Genomic DNA, 13628 nt, shown 5'->3' on the forward strand with positions numbered 1-13628 from the left:
AGCCTAGCGCGGAAGCGCATCGAGCGCATCGAGCGCGGCCAGCAGCGGCAGCGCCGCGTCGGCGATGCGCTCCAGGCTGGCCTCGCGCAGGGCGTTCGTATCGACGCTGCGCTCCGATGCCAGCCCCGCCCAGCGCAGCAGGGCCGAACACGCGGCGGGCGTGTCGAACAGGCCGTGCAGATAGCTGCCCAGGATTTGCCCGTCGCCCGACACCGCCCCTTCCGGCCGCCCGTCGATCGTGAACGCCGGCTGCTGCAGGGCGGCGCCATGCGAGACGCCCATGTGGATTTCATAGCCAGTCACGGGCGCGCCGGCCGCGCCGGCAAAGGCGCAGTGCCCGGCCACCTGTTCCAGCCGCTTGTCCGCCGTCAGTTCCGTCGTCATGTCGAGCAATCCCAGCGCGGTGGAGTCTCCCGCCGCGCCTTCCACGCCCTGCGGATCGCGCACGCACTGCCCCAGCATCTGGAAGCCGCCGCAGATGCCGATCACCTTGCCGCCATAGCGCAGGTGTTTCGCCAGGTAGGCGGGCCAGCCCTGCTGCTGCAGCCAGGCCAGGTCGCCCCGCGTGTTCTTGCTGCCGGGGAGGATCACGAGGTCGGCCGGCGGAATCGGCTGCCCCTGCTTGATGAAGCACAAGTCGATATCGGGGTGGGCGCGCAGCGCGTCGAGATCCGTGTGGTTGCTGATGCGCGGCAGTTGCGGCACCACCACCTTGAAGGCGCCCCGTTCGGCCTGCATGGCTTCGACGGCGTCTTCCGCATCGAGGAACAGGCCTTGCAGATACGGCAGCACGGCCAGCACGGGCTTGCCCGTCTGCTGTTCCAGCCACTCGATGCCGGGGGCCAGCAGCGAGATGTCGCCGCGGAAGCGGTTGATGACGAAGCCGAGGATGCGCGCCCGCTCGCTGTCGGACAGGCAGGCCAGGGTGCCGATGATGTGGGCAAAGACGCCGCCTCGGTCGATGTCGGCCACCAGGATCACGGGGCAGTCGACGGCTTCCGCAAAGCCCATGTTGGCGATGTCGCGCGCGCGCAGGTTCACTTCTGCCGGGCTGCCCGCGCCTTCGACGACGACGGCGTCGTACTGCTGGCGCAAGCGCGTGTAGGATTCCAGCACGGCGCCCATGGCGATGCTCTTGTATTGCTGGTAGTCGCGCGCATCCATCTCGGCGCGCACCTTGCCATGGATGATCACCTGTGCGCCCGTGTTCGACGACGGTTTCAGCAGCACCGGATTCATGTCCGTGTGCGGCGCGATGCCGCAGGCCAGCGCCTGTAAGGCTTGCGCGCGGCCGATCTCGCCGCCGTCGCTCGTCACGGCGCTGTTCAAGGCCATGTTTTGCGGCTTGAATGGCGCGACCGTCACTCCGCGCCGTTTCAACAGGCGGCACAGGGCCGCGACGACGGTGCTCTTGCCCGCGTCCGAGGTCGTACCCTGCACCATCAGGGCGGGGAAGGGAGTGCTCATGGCTGGCGCCTCTGCCCGTCTTGCCACTGCGCGACGATGTCGCTGATCTGGCGCAAGCCCTCCGTGATGGCGGCCGGGCCGGGAGACAGAATGTCGGGCGACTTGATCTCGAACAGCATCTGGTTCTGTACGGCGGGGATCGCGTCCCAGCCCGGGCGTGCCGTCAGCTGCGCCGGCTGGAATTTCTTGCCGCACCAGGTGGCGATGATGATGTCGGGCGCGCGCCGCACTACGACCAGAGGATCGGCGATGATGCGCTCCTTTGCCCCCGGATGCGCGGACAGCTCGGGAAAGGCGTCCGTGCCGCCGGCGATGCCGATCAATTCGGCCGCCCAGCCGATGCCGCTCATCAGGGGATCGTTCCACTCTTCAAAGTAAATCACGGGCTTGCGCGTCCAGGAGGCGGCGCGCGCTTGCGCGGCGGCGATGTCCGCGCGCAGGCTGGCGATCAGTGCGCGTCCCGCTTCCTCGCGCTGCACCAGCGCGGCCAGCACGCCGATCATGCGCAGGATGCCTTCCACCGTGCGCTGGTTGAACTGGTGTACCTCGACGCCGGCCTTGACCAGGTCGCGGCAGATATCGGCCTGCATGTCGCAAAAGCCGATCACGAGGTCGGGCTTGACGGCCAGGATGCGCTCCAGGCTGGAAGATGAAAAACCGCTGATCTTGGTTTTTTCCTCGCGCGCGCGGGGCGGACGCACGGTGAAGCCGGAAATGCCCGCGATGACGTCTTCCGCGCCCAGCGCATACAGCGTCTCCACGGCTTCCGTCGACAGGCAGGCGATGCGCTGGTAATGGCTCATGGCGCGGCCTTTGCCGCCGGCGCGGTGCGGCGCTGGCGGGCCACTTCCACCTGTTCGCACATGGCGGCCGTGCCTTCGATCATGCGCGGACCGGCGCGGTTCAGCAGGTCGCCATTCAGGCGGAACAGATTATTCCGGCGCACGGCCGTCAGCGACGGGAAGGCGCGCCACATGGCCAGGCCGCCTTCGCTGCGCGGATCGCTTTTTTCGCTGGTGCCGAAAATGGCTTCCGGGTCTTCCTGCAGCACGCCTTCGGGCGTGACGACGGGCGCCACCACCTTCATCGCGGCAAAGATATTCTGCGCGCCGCACAGGCGCATGGAATCGCTGATGATGCTCGCGCCGCTGAGGGTGTACAGGGGTTTGTCCCACACCTGGTAAAACACGCGCACGGGCGGACGCTGCGCGTATTGCGCCGTCAGGCTGGCCAGTTTGGCGCGCAGCTGGGCGGCGGCCGGTCTGGCGACGTTTTCCGTTCCCATCAGTCGGCCCAGGCGCTCCATGCTCTCGGGGATATCGGCCAGCTTGCGCGGTTCGCTGTGATAGATGGGTACCTTCAGCTGGCGCAGCATGGCGATCTGGCGCTCGGCGCTGCCATGCATCCACACGACGATGAGGTCAGGCTTCATGGCGATGATGCGTTCCATGTCGTACTGGCGGTTGTCGCCCACCTGCGGCAGCTTCTTCGCCGCTTCCGGGTAGTCGCTGTAGCTGACGACGCCGGCGATCCTGTCGCCGCCACCGGCCGCGAACAGCAGCTCCGTCACGTGCGGCGCCAGCGCCAGGATGCGCTGCGCCGGTTTCTGCACGGTGACGGTATTGCCGTCGTCGTCGCGCACGGTGATGGCAGCCTGCGCGTGCAGCGAGACCAGTCCGGCCAGCAGCAGTGCGGTTTTCAAGTGGTTCATATGTGCTTCCATGCGGTGAGGGCCTGCTGCAGGCGCAGCCAGGCGGGTTCGTCGGGGGGCAGGCCCAGGCGGATGCCGTGGGCGGCGTGGCGGAACAGGCGCACCCAGATGCCCGATTCCGCCATGTGGCGCCAGAACGCCTCGGCGCGTTCTTCCGGCCACCATTGAAACAGCGCCGTGCCGCTGCTGGCGATGCCGTGCGCGGCCAATAGCTGGCGCAGGCGCGTGCCTTCGCCGCGCAGGCGTTCGCGCATCGCTGCCTGCCAGTGCGTATCGCGCAAGGCGGCCAGCGCCACGTGCTGCGCCGGGCCGCTGACGGTCCATGGGCCCAGCAGGTCGGCCAGCTGGGCCAGCAGCACGGGATGGGCAGCGACAAAGCCCAGGCGCAGTCCCGCCAGGCCAAAGAATTTGCCGACGGAGCGCAGCACGACGAGTCCCGGCCGGGCCGAGTGGGAGCCCAGGCTGGCGTGCGATTCCGTGTCGCCAAACGCTTCATCGACCACCAGCCAGCCGCCGCGCGCGGCCAGCCTGTCCGCCCATTCCAGCAGCAGCTCGGGGGCGATGCGCTCGCCCGTGGGATTGTTCGGGTTGCAGATTACCAGAACGTCGCAGTGGTCGACGGCATCGGCCAGCTGCGCATACGGCACTTGCCGTAACTGATGGCCGTGCTGGCCCCAGTGGTGCGCGTGTTCCGCATACGACGGTGCGGCCACCACCACGCGCGACGGCGCGCGCATCCGGGGCAGGGCCTGAATGGCCGCCTGCGTGCCCGCCACGGGCAGCATGGCCGGCGCGTCGTAGTGGGCGCAGGCGGCAGCGGCCAGCGCGGGATCGGCTTCCGGCAGCCGGTGCCAGGCATTGGCGCCGGGCGCTGGCGCTGCATACCAGTGGGGGTTGATGCCGGTCGACAGGTCGATCCAGTCTTCCAGCGGCCTGCCGTATTCGCGCGCGGCGTCGCGCAGGTTGCCGCCATGTTCAAGCAAGGTATTTTCCCTTCAGGTAGAACAGGCCCGCCAGCAACGCCATCCAGATCAGCCACAGCACGGCTGTTTCAGCCACCAGGCGCCAGGCGCGGTCGATGTCGCGCGCGTCGGCTGGGCGGCCGCTGCCCAACGGCGGGCGGCGTTCCAGCTCGCCGTCGTAGATGGCGTCGCCGCCGAGGGCCAGACCCAGGGCGCCGGCGCCGCTGGCCATCACGGGCCCCGCATTCGGGCTGCCCCAGTTGGGGGCCTGGCTACGCCAGCAGTGCCAGGCGCGCTGCTTGTCGGCCATGGTCTTGCCCAGCAAGACATAGGACAGGGCCGTCAGGCGCGCCGGCAGATAATTGAGGATGTCGTCGATGCGCGCGGTGCAGCAGCCGAACCAGTCGTAGCGCTCGTTGCGGTAGCCCCACATGGCGTCCAGCGTATTGGCCAGCCGGAACAGCACGGCGCCGGGGCCGCCCGCCACGGCAAACCAGAATAGGGTGCCGAAGACGGCGTCGTTGCCGTTTTCCAGCAAGGATTCTGTGCTGGCCTTGGCCAGGCTGGCCGCGTCGGCATTGGCCGTGTCGCGGCTGACGATGCGCGCCGTCAGCAGGCGCGCGTTGTCCAGGTCATCGATGGCCAGGGCGTCGGCGATGGGCTGGTTGTGGTCGCGCAGGCTGCGCAGGCCGAGGCACAGGTACAGCAGGAAAACGTGGAGGGCGGTGCCCGCCAGGCCGCACAGCCAGTAGGCGGCATAGCTGATGGGCAGCACGGCCAGCGACCAGGCCAGCGCGCCCCTTGGAAAACGTCCGCGGCCCCGGTTCAGCAGGCGTTCCAGCGCGCTGGCGAGGCGGCCGAAGCCCACCAGCGGATGCCAGCGGCGCGTCTCTCCCAGCAGCAGGTCGAGCAGCACGCCGGCCGTCATCAGGCCCGCCAGCATGGGCAGCGACAAGCCGCTCAGCATGGGCCGCCTTTCAGGTGCAGGGGCAGGCCGGCGGCGACCAACACGGCCCTGTCGCAGGCGGCCGCCACGGCCTGGTTCAGGCGGCCCGCTTCATCGGTGAAGCAGCGCGAGATGGCGCCATACGGCACGATGCCCATGCCCACTTCATTCGATACCAGGACAAGGTCGCAGCCGCTTTCCTCGATTTCAGCCAGCGCATACAGCAGATGCGCGCGCTCGCTGTGGAACAGCTCGGGCAGGGCGATGTCGCCCACGTCCGGATAGGTCTCGCCGGTGGAAAACATCAGATTCGTCAGCCACAGGGTCAGGCAGTCGACCAGCAGCAGGCGGCCCGGGCGCGCCTGTTGCAGGATGGCGTCGCCCAGGCGCAGCGGCTCTTCCACGGTGGTCCACCCGGCCGGGCGCTGTACCCGGTGATGCGCGATGCGCGTGGCCATCTCGCCGTCGCCGGCCTGCGCGGTGGCGATGTAGACGACTTCCTTGCCGGACGCCCGGGCCAGTTGTTCGGCGTAGGCGCTCTTGCCGGATCGGGCGCCGCCAAAGACCAGGGTGCGCGTCATGGCGCTGTTACCACTCGGTGCCGAGTTGCGCGCCGATGCCGGCCGCATACGCATGCTTGACGACGGCCATTTCCGTGACGGTGTCGGCGATGGCGATCAGTTCGTCCGGCGCGCCGCGGCCCGTAATGACCACGTGCTGCATGGCCGGGCGTTCCAGCAGGTCGGCGATGACCTTGTGCACGTCGAGGTATTTGTACTTGAGGGCGATATTGAGTTCGTCGAACAGTACCAGGCCGTAGCTGGGGTCGGCCAGGAAGGTCTTCGCCTGTTCCCATGCCAGTTCGGCCTTTTCGATGTCGCGTTCGCGGTTCTGCGTTTCCCAGGTATAGCCTTCGCCCATCGCATGAAAACTGATTTCGTCGGGGAAGCGGCGCAGGAATTTTTCTTCGCCCGTCGACATGGCGCCCTTGATGAACTGCACCACGCCCACTTTCATGCCGTGGCCCATGGCGCGGATGGCCATGCCGAAGCCGCTCGAACTCTTGCCCTTGCCATTGCCCGTGTTGACGATGATGATGCCGATTTCCTTGTCGGCCTTGGCGATGGCCGCATCGATGATGGCTTTCTTGCGCTCCATGCGCACGCGGTGGCGTTCGTTGATGGCGGCGGTGTCCGCGTCGATGTTCTTGTTGTCGCTCATGTCAGTCCTCTTTCGGTATGAATATCTTGCGTTTGCCGTGATCGATGATCTCGATAGGGTGGCCCAGGTAGTCGCCCAGGGTGGATGCCTGCATCACCTCTGCCACGGGACCGGCCAGCCAGCCGCCGTCGCCCATCAACAGCAGCGCGTGGGTCGAGACGCTGTGCGCCAGGTTCAGGTCATGCCCCACCATGACCACGGTTTTCTGCTGCTCGCGGCACAATTTCGATAGCAGGCCCATGACGCTGACCTGGTGCGCCAGGTCCAGCGCATTGGCCGGCTCGTCCAGCAGCAGCAAGGGCGTGTCCTGCGCCAGCATGGCGGCGATGGCCACGCGCTGGCGCTCGCCGCCGGACAGGCTGCGCACGTCGCGCTCGGCCAGGTGCTCCACTTCCATCGACGCCAGCGCCGCCAGGGCGATGCGCTGGTCGTCGCTGCCTTCCCAGTAATGGTTGTCGTGATATGGGTGGCGCGCCGACAGCACGGTTTCGATGACGCGGTACGAAAACGCGTCATGCCGCGCCTGCGCCAGGAACGCGCGCTCGCGGGCCAGTTCTTCCAGCGGCCAGTCGACCAGGGCGCGGCCCTGTATCGTCACGTGGCCCGCATCCGGTTCGCGCAAGCCGGCCAGTGCGCGCAGCAGGGTGCTTTTTCCAGCGCCATTGCGGCCGATCACGCTCCAGCATTCGCCATCCCTGATTTGCCAGGTGAGGTTTTCCACGAGGGAGCGCGGGCCTGCTTTCAGGCCCAGTTGGTAGGTGCGTATCATGCTTGTTTCATCTCCTGCGCAATCGATGGAGCTGGTACAGGAAGACGGGCGCGCCTATCATCGCCGTGACGACGCCGACGGGCAACTGCAACGGCGCCAGCACGGTGCGCGCCAAAGTATCGGCCAGCACGAGGAAGGTGCCGCCGGCCAGTGCGGCGGCCGGTATCAGCAGGCGATGATCGGGGCCGCAGGCAAAGCGCAGCGCATGCGGCACTATCAGGCCCACGAAACCCACGCTGCCGGCGCTGGTGACGGCGCTGGCCGTGAGCAGGCCGGAACAGAAGAACAGGCCTTTGCGCAGGGCGCCCACGCGTACGCCCAGGGTGCTGGCCGCTTCCGCGTGCAGCGCCATGATGTTCAGCGAACGCGCGCAGCGCAAGGCGAAGACCAGGGCGCCGGCCAGCACAAGCCAGGGCATTAGCCGCGAGGGCGCACCGGACAGGTCGCCGATCATCCAGAACACCATGCTGCGCAAGCGGCTTTCCGGGGCGATGGACAGCATCAGGGTGACGATGGCCATGCAGGCCGACGCCAGGATCACGCCCGTCAGCAGTAATAAAGAAGCGCCGCCTTCGGCCGCCGTGCCGCCGCGCAGGTCGCGGCGGGCAAAGAAATACAGCAGCATGGACACGCCGACGGCGCCGGCAAAGGCCGCCGCGTCGACCACCCACAGCGCGCACATGAACAGCAGCGCGGCCAGCGCGCCGACGGAGGCGCCGGCGGAAATGCCCAGCACATAGGGGTCGGCCAGGGGATTGCGCAGCAGCGCCTGCATCATCAGGCCGGCCAGCGACAGTGCCGCGCCGGTGACAAAGGCGGTCAGCGCGCGGCCCAGGCGCAGGTCGAGCAGGGTGGCGGCGAGAGTATCGGTCTTTCCCTGCACGACATGGAACAGGGCGGAGGGCAGGTCGGCGAGCGGAATCGCGATCGAACCGATCATGCCGGAGAAAATCAGGCTGGCAACCGCGCACACGACCAGCACCGTGAGGATGACGGTGGCGCGGTGGCGCATATTGCGGAAAAATGGGTGCATGTACTGCCTTAGGTGAAACGGGAGCGGTGCAAGTGGCTGCGGACTTCCTCGGATGCGTTGGTGGGGCGTATACGAAAAATGGCCCGCATGCGATTGCGCGTACGGGCCATTGTAATCAACTCCTGGCCGCTTTAGAAATCGTAGCGTGCCGACAGTTTCATCTGGCGGCCATTGCTAGGATAGATGCCGCCTTTGCAGCTGAAGGCGTTGGTGAAGTACTGCTTGTCCGTCAGGTTCAAGGCATTGACGGCCACTTCCCAGGCGCCGAACTTGCGAGCATAGCGGGCGTCGAAGGTGGTGAACGACGGGATCTTGGCAGAGCAGGTATTGGCAAAATCGCTGCCATAGCGCTGGCTGTCCACCCATTGCGCGCCGAAGTCGGCGCTCTGGCCATCCTTTGGTACCCACGACAGGCGGGCCGACAGGGTGTTTTTCGGGATCAGGGTCAGTTCCTTGCCCGAATTGACGCCTTCGGTGAAGGTGGCCTTCACGTGCTGGTAGTGGCCGCTGATGCGCCAGTCAGCTGCGATATTCGTGCGTGCATCGAGTTCGAAGCCCTGGTGTTTGGTCGGGTCCAGGTTGGTGTTGGCACCCCAGCCGGACGCGCCTGCCGTCGGGTCATAGTAGATCTCGTTGGTCAGCTTGTGGCGGAAGACGCGTGCGTCGACCTTGACGATGCTGTTGTCGTAGGTCGCGCCCAATTCCAGGTCGTGCGAGGTCTGGCCTTGCAAGGGCTTGTTGGCAACCGGTGTCGAACCGTTTTCATCGGCGGTAGCCACGCGATAGCTCTGGCCGGCCTTCGCGTACAGATTTACTTGGGGCACGACATCGAAGCTGCCTTGCACGTCCCAGGCATTGAAGTTCTGCTTGATGTTGTAGGCCGTCGTGGGGTATCCGATAGGGTCGTTGAAGTCCTTGTCGAAGGTTTCATGGCGTACACCTGCGGCGATACGGAAATTTTGCGGGCTGGCGAATTTCAGTTCGTCGCGCACATAGAATGCCTGTGATTTTTGTTTGGCCTTGGCCTGGGAGTACGAAGCATCGACTGCAATATCCCACTTGATGAAGTCGGCGCCGGCGACGATCTCATTGAGCATGCCGTCGAACTGGCCCAGGTGGCGCAGTCGTGGCGAGAACTGGTTTTGTTTGGCTTTGCGCTGTGATGGGTCGCCGGAGTAGGTTGACTTTGCCGTCTTTTCGCGGTGCGACAGTTCGGCTGCCAGGTCTACGGCACCCAGGCGGCCTTCGGCGAAGGCGGTATAGCGGTCGCTGTCGACCGAGCCGAAATCTTTCAATGTTTTCGCCTGGCGTGGGTTGGCTTCAAACTGGGCCAATGTGATCGAACCAGGGAAACGGCTGTCCTGGCGCGTGCTGTCGATACGCACGCCGGCGCGGACATCCTTGCCCTGCCATTGCGCGCCGCCGCCGAAGCTGGTCTGCTTGTATTCGTTATTGTCGCGATAGTTGTCGGTTTCCTGCTTGCCGACAGCGGCGTCGAGGGTGACATTATTCCAGGTCTGGGCTACGGAGCCGCGCACTTCGCGCTGGCCCAGCTGGCCGACTTCGGCAAAGACGGTACCGCGGCCAGCCTGCTTGCCTGGACGCTTGGTGACGATGTTGATCACGCCGCCCGTGGCGCCGTCGCCGTACAGGACGCTGCTGCCGCCGCGCGTGATTTCAATGCGTTCGACGCTGTCGATGGGGATGCTGGCCAGGACGGGATCGGTCAGTTCATTTTCCGACAGGCGCACGCCGTCGAGGACCACGACCGTGTTCTGGCTGGCGGTAGCGCCGAAGCCGCGCAGATCGAGGGTGAAGTCAGGGCTGCCGGTGAGGCTTTGACGGCCATAGACGCCGCCGATCTTGCGGATGGCCTGGTTCACATCGCTGATGCCTGCGCGGCGGATTTCATCGGCCGTGATGACGGTGGCGCCGATCGGTTGCAATGCCGGGTCGCTGTTGAAGCGGGAGCCGGTGACGACGATCTGGTCCAGCGTGTTGTTCGCGGTTTGCGCGAATGCGGGGGCGGCGGCGATGAAGCACAGGGAGATGGCGGAAACCAGGGCGCGCGGCGCCATTGCCGGCGCGCGGCGGTGTAATACGGGAGCAGTCATGATATCGTTTTCTTCGGAAAAAGCACCCGGCTCGCGTCCCCGCAAGCCAGATTCAACGGAAGGCGCGGCGCCCGGCAAGGCCCGCACTTCCACCTGTCCTGGCCGGTATCCGGGCTGGCAAGTACGGCGATCCCACCTTCCCATGCTCGATGATTGCAAGCACAGTGGTTGTCAGAGATCGCTTGTCGCCCGCTTCCTGTGGGGAGGGGCGACACTTGCTTACCGTTGCGGGGGCAGCACACGCTCGCCGCGATCGCGGCATCGTGTTTCCCGTTTAACTGCGCTCATGGACATGAACGCGGGCACCAAAACCCCGCCATTATACGTGCAGCAGGCATGGACTGACATGGTCGGCTGGACAATTCAATATCAGAAATTGACGACGACAGTCGCACCGTAGGCGATTTTATGGGCGGAATTGGCGGCCAGCAGGGCGGTTTCCTCCAATGGCAGCCCCGCCTGCAATGCGCAGAGCAGGCGGATGGTGCCCGCATGGCAGATGATGATGGCCGTTTCGTGTTGTTCGCGCAACAAATCGCCCAGAAACGCATCGACGCGGGCGGCCATCGCCAGCACATTTTCACCGCCGCCGGGGCGGTAGTGGGCCAGGCCGGCCGCCCAGGCATCGATGTCTTCACGTGCAATCGCGTGCCAGGGTTGCATTTCCCAAGTGCCGAAGTCCATTTCGGCCAGCCGCGCGTCGAAACGCAGGGCGCTCGCGGGCAAGTCCTGCGCCAGGGCCGTCGCCAGTTCGGCGCAGCGGCGCAGGGGGCTGGCATACAGGGGCACATGCGGCGGCAGGGTCGTCTGCAGGCTGGCGCGCACGGTGGTCATTTCGTTCTGGGCCACCGCCACGTCGCTGCGGCCATAGCAGGTGCCGCTGCTCACTTTGGGGGCCGGGTGGCGGACGAGGATCAGGCGCATGCTGGCTTAATAGAAGCGCACGGGAGGCTGGAAGCTGGAGAGGATGGCCAGGTAGATCGCCACTTCTGCCACTTGCTGCACGGCGCCCAGGCAGTCGCCCGTATAGCCTTGCAGACGGCGCTGGCATTTGCGGCCCAGCCAGAATGCGCAGGCGGCGGCCGCCACGATGGCAAAGGCCAGCGCACCCCAGTCGAGTATTCCCAGCACGCCGCAGGCGACGGCGGGCAGCAGGCCGCAGACGGTGGCGATGATGAATTCACCCGTGCGCATTTCCTGCGCCATGGGTTTGGACTTGCCTTCGTCGCGCGCGTAATCCATGAACCGGATCAGCGAGACGGCGGCCAGGCGCGAGAGCGGATGGGCGATGCACAGTGTCGCAACGATGACGGCGGGCGGCAGCGAGGCGAGTGCCGCGCATTTGATGGCCAGCAGGCAGACGATGCCGATGGCGCCATAGGCGCCGATGCGCGAATCCTTCATGATCTCGAGCACACGCTCGCGCGTCAAGCCGCCGCCGAAGCCGTCGCACATGTCGGCGAAACCATCTTCATGGAAGGCGCCCGTCAGGTAAATGCCGGCAGCGACGGCCAGCAGTACGGCTACTGGTGACGGCAGCAGCCAGCTGGCCAGCACATACACGGCGCCGCAGATGGCCGCCACCACCACGCCCACCAAGGGAAAGTAGCGCGAGGCATGCTGCAGCCAGGCTGGTTCGAACCCCACCCAGCGGGGGATGGGCAGGCGCGTGAAAAATTGCAACGCGATGAAAAAGAGACGGCACTGGTGGATTGCTGCGGCAAGGGGATTAGCCATGGTCTTAGTCTGGCGTGGACTTTTCGCTGACCTGGGCCGAGGCGAAAGTGGCCATCTCGCGCATGAAATTGACGGCCGCGTGCAGCAGTGGCAAGGCCAGCGCGGAACCCGTGCCCTCACCGAGGCGCAGGTCCAGTTGCAGCAGCGGCCGCGCATCCAGGCTGGCCAGCAGCTGGCGGTGGCCGTTTTCATCGGAGCAGTGCGAAAACACGCAGTAGTCGAGGATGGCCGGCTGCAAACGGGCCGCCACCAGCAGGGCGCTGCTGACGATGAAGCCATCGATCAGCAGGACCATGCGTCGTTCGGCTGCTTTGAGCATGGCGCCGGCCATCATGGCGATTTCGAAACCGCCAAAGGTGGCCAGCACATCGAGCGGCTCATTGGCTGCCGCATGATGGGCGACAGCTGCTTCGATCACCTGCTGTTTATGTCGTATGCCGTCTTTCGAGAGGCCCGTGCCGGCACCGGCGCAATCGGCGACGGGCGTACCGGTCAGCTTGTGCATCAGTGCGGCGGCGGCCGTGGTATTGCCGATGCCCATTTCGCCAAAGCCCAGCACGTTGCCGTCCAAGGTGGCGGCCAGATCCATCCCGGCTTGCATGGCGGCCAGGCATTGCTCCTTGCTCATGGCAGGTTCCGTGGCGAAGTTGCGTGTGCCAGGGCCTTGCTTGCGGTCAAGCAAGCCCTCGCGCGCACCGAAATCGTGGTTCACACCTGCGTCTGCTATATAGAGGGCGCAATCGGCCTGGCGGGCGAAGACATTGATGGCGGCGCCGTTGCCCAGGAAGTTTTCCACCATTTGCCAGGTCACGCTTTGTGGATAGGCGGAAATGCCTTCAGCGACGATGCCATGGTCGGCTGCGAAAACGATGATGGCCGGCTGGTCCAGCGCCAGTTGCGTGCTTTGCTGGATCAGGCCGATCTGGCGGGCCAGGGTTTCCAGCATGCCGAGGCTGCCCAATGGCTTGGTCTTGCTATTGATGGCATGTTCGAGTGCGCTGGCCAGGGCGGGATTGGCGGTGGGAGAGATGTGTGGGATAGGCATGGGAATCTATGTAGATGAGGCAGGGTGTGGTCGGCGCTACGATATCACACAGCAATATTTGCCCAACTGCAAAATAGCGCTTGCGGGGTGTGAGCAGCTTTGCTATAGTTCGCCTCCCCAATGAGACGCAGTCAAATGCGGCACTTGAGGATCACCGGAAACGGCGATGCAGTAAAAAGAAGGTGTTGACGATTGTGCTGAAATGCTTCATACTCTTCCTTCTTCGCAGCTGACAAACACAACGCTTTGTCAATAGCGCGAAAGCAGTAACCGAATACAGTTCTTTAACAATTAACAGTCGATAAGTGTGGGCATTTGATGTCAGTGCAGCGTCGATCTTCGGATTGGCGTAATACTTAAAATATCAAATGTTCACAAGAAATAATGAAATAGGATACTTCTTCGGAAGTAGCCTGTCAGTTTTTTGAGTGAGCAAATCTTTTGCAATGCAAAAGATTTGGATGGTAGCGATACTATCCGACCTGTCAGAAATGACATTAAACAGAGATTAAACTGAAGAGTTTGATCCTGGCTCAGATTGAACGCTGGCGGCATGCCTTACACATGCAAGTCGAACGGCAGCACGGAGCTTGCTCTGGTGGCGAGTGGCGAACGGGTGAGTA

General features: G+C 64.9%; 13 protein-coding genes, 1 rRNA gene and 1 riboswitch. Of the genes, 1 reads left to right on the forward strand and 13 read right to left on the reverse strand.

The annotated features are described in order from the left end of the window. Positions 1 to 3: 3 nt before the first annotated feature. The 13 genes from VPH41_RS26650 to cobT form a co-directional block, all read right to left on the reverse strand. Positions 4 to 1467, reverse strand: a complete 1464-nt coding sequence (locus VPH41_RS26650) for a cobyric acid synthase (protein WP_328572054.1) — start codon at positions 1465 to 1467, stop codon at positions 4 to 6. Then, entirely contained in the window at positions 1464 to 2270 is an 807-nt protein-coding gene (locus tag VPH41_RS26655) for an ABC transporter substrate-binding protein (RefSeq protein ID WP_328572055.1), read from the reverse strand. The genes VPH41_RS26650 and VPH41_RS26655 overlap by 4 nt, the downstream gene beginning before the upstream one ends. Then, positions 2267 to 3178, reverse strand: coding sequence for a cobalamin-binding protein (locus VPH41_RS26660; protein ID WP_328572056.1), 912 nt, complete (start codon positions 3176 to 3178; stop codon positions 2267 to 2269). Before VPH41_RS26660 ends, VPH41_RS26655 begins: the two co-directional genes overlap by 4 nt. After that, positions 3175 to 4161 carry a threonine-phosphate decarboxylase CobD gene (cobD, locus tag VPH41_RS26665; protein ID WP_328572057.1) on the reverse strand — a complete coding sequence of 329 codons (987 nt, stop codon included), beginning with the start codon at positions 4159 to 4161 and terminating at the stop codon, positions 3175 to 3177. Before cobD ends, VPH41_RS26660 begins: the two co-directional genes overlap by 4 nt. After that, positions 4154 to 5107, reverse strand: coding sequence for an adenosylcobinamide-phosphate synthase CbiB (gene cbiB / locus VPH41_RS26670; RefSeq protein ID WP_328572058.1), 954 nt, complete (start codon positions 5105 to 5107; stop codon positions 4154 to 4156). Before cbiB ends, cobD begins: the two co-directional genes overlap by 8 nt. Further along, entirely contained in the window at positions 5101 to 5667 is a 567-nt protein-coding gene (gene cobU / locus VPH41_RS26675; protein ID WP_328572059.1) for a bifunctional adenosylcobinamide kinase/adenosylcobinamide-phosphate guanylyltransferase, read from the reverse strand. Before cobU ends, cbiB begins: the two co-directional genes overlap by 7 nt. Positions 5668 to 5674: 7 nt before the next feature. Continuing rightward, positions 5675 to 6307 carry a cob(I)yrinic acid a,c-diamide adenosyltransferase gene (gene cobO / locus VPH41_RS26680; RefSeq protein ID WP_152257650.1) on the reverse strand — a complete coding sequence of 211 codons (633 nt, stop codon included), beginning with the start codon at positions 6305 to 6307 and terminating at the stop codon, positions 5675 to 5677. A gap of 1 nt (position 6308) precedes the next feature. Beyond that, the gene (locus VPH41_RS26685) at positions 6309 to 7076 is read right to left on the reverse strand and encodes an ABC transporter ATP-binding protein (protein ID WP_152283761.1); all 768 of its coding nucleotides are present in this window, start codon (positions 7074 to 7076) and stop codon (positions 6309 to 6311) included. A gap of 7 nt (positions 7077 to 7083) precedes the next feature. After that, a complete protein-coding gene (locus tag VPH41_RS26690; protein ID WP_328572060.1) occupies positions 7084 to 8109 on the reverse strand; it encodes a FecCD family ABC transporter permease in 1026 nt (341 codons plus the stop codon). 131 nt (positions 8110 to 8240) lie between these two features. Then, on the reverse strand, positions 8241 to 10223 hold the full coding sequence (locus tag VPH41_RS26695) for a TonB-dependent receptor (protein WP_328572061.1): 1983 nt from the start codon (positions 10221 to 10223) through the stop codon (positions 8241 to 8243). Between the two features lie 83 nt (positions 10224 to 10306). Continuing rightward, a riboswitch (cobalamin riboswitch) is annotated at positions 10307 to 10548 on the reverse strand. Between the two features lie 44 nt (positions 10549 to 10592). Continuing rightward, positions 10593 to 11147 (reverse strand): histidine phosphatase family protein, encoded by a 555-nt coding sequence (locus VPH41_RS26700; protein WP_328572062.1) that lies wholly within the window; start codon positions 11145 to 11147, stop codon positions 10593 to 10595. A 6-nt stretch (positions 11148 to 11153) separates the two neighbouring features. Next, positions 11154 to 11960 (reverse strand): adenosylcobinamide-GDP ribazoletransferase, encoded by an 807-nt coding sequence (locus tag VPH41_RS26705; protein ID WP_328572063.1) that lies wholly within the window; start codon positions 11958 to 11960, stop codon positions 11154 to 11156. A 4-nt stretch (positions 11961 to 11964) separates the two neighbouring features. Then, positions 11965 to 13005 (reverse strand): nicotinate-nucleotide--dimethylbenzimidazole phosphoribosyltransferase, encoded by a 1041-nt coding sequence (gene cobT, locus VPH41_RS26710; protein ID WP_328572064.1) that lies wholly within the window; start codon positions 13003 to 13005, stop codon positions 11965 to 11967. Between the two features lie 510 nt (positions 13006 to 13515). Here cobT and VPH41_RS26715 point away from each other — a divergent pair. After that, positions 13516 to 13628, forward strand: a 16S ribosomal RNA gene (locus tag VPH41_RS26715); the annotation flags it as partial.

The organism is Janthinobacterium sp. P210006, assembly GCF_036231885.1.
GTDB classification, from domain to species: Bacteria; Pseudomonadota; Gammaproteobacteria; order Burkholderiales; family Burkholderiaceae_D; genus Janthinobacterium; species Janthinobacterium violaceinigrum.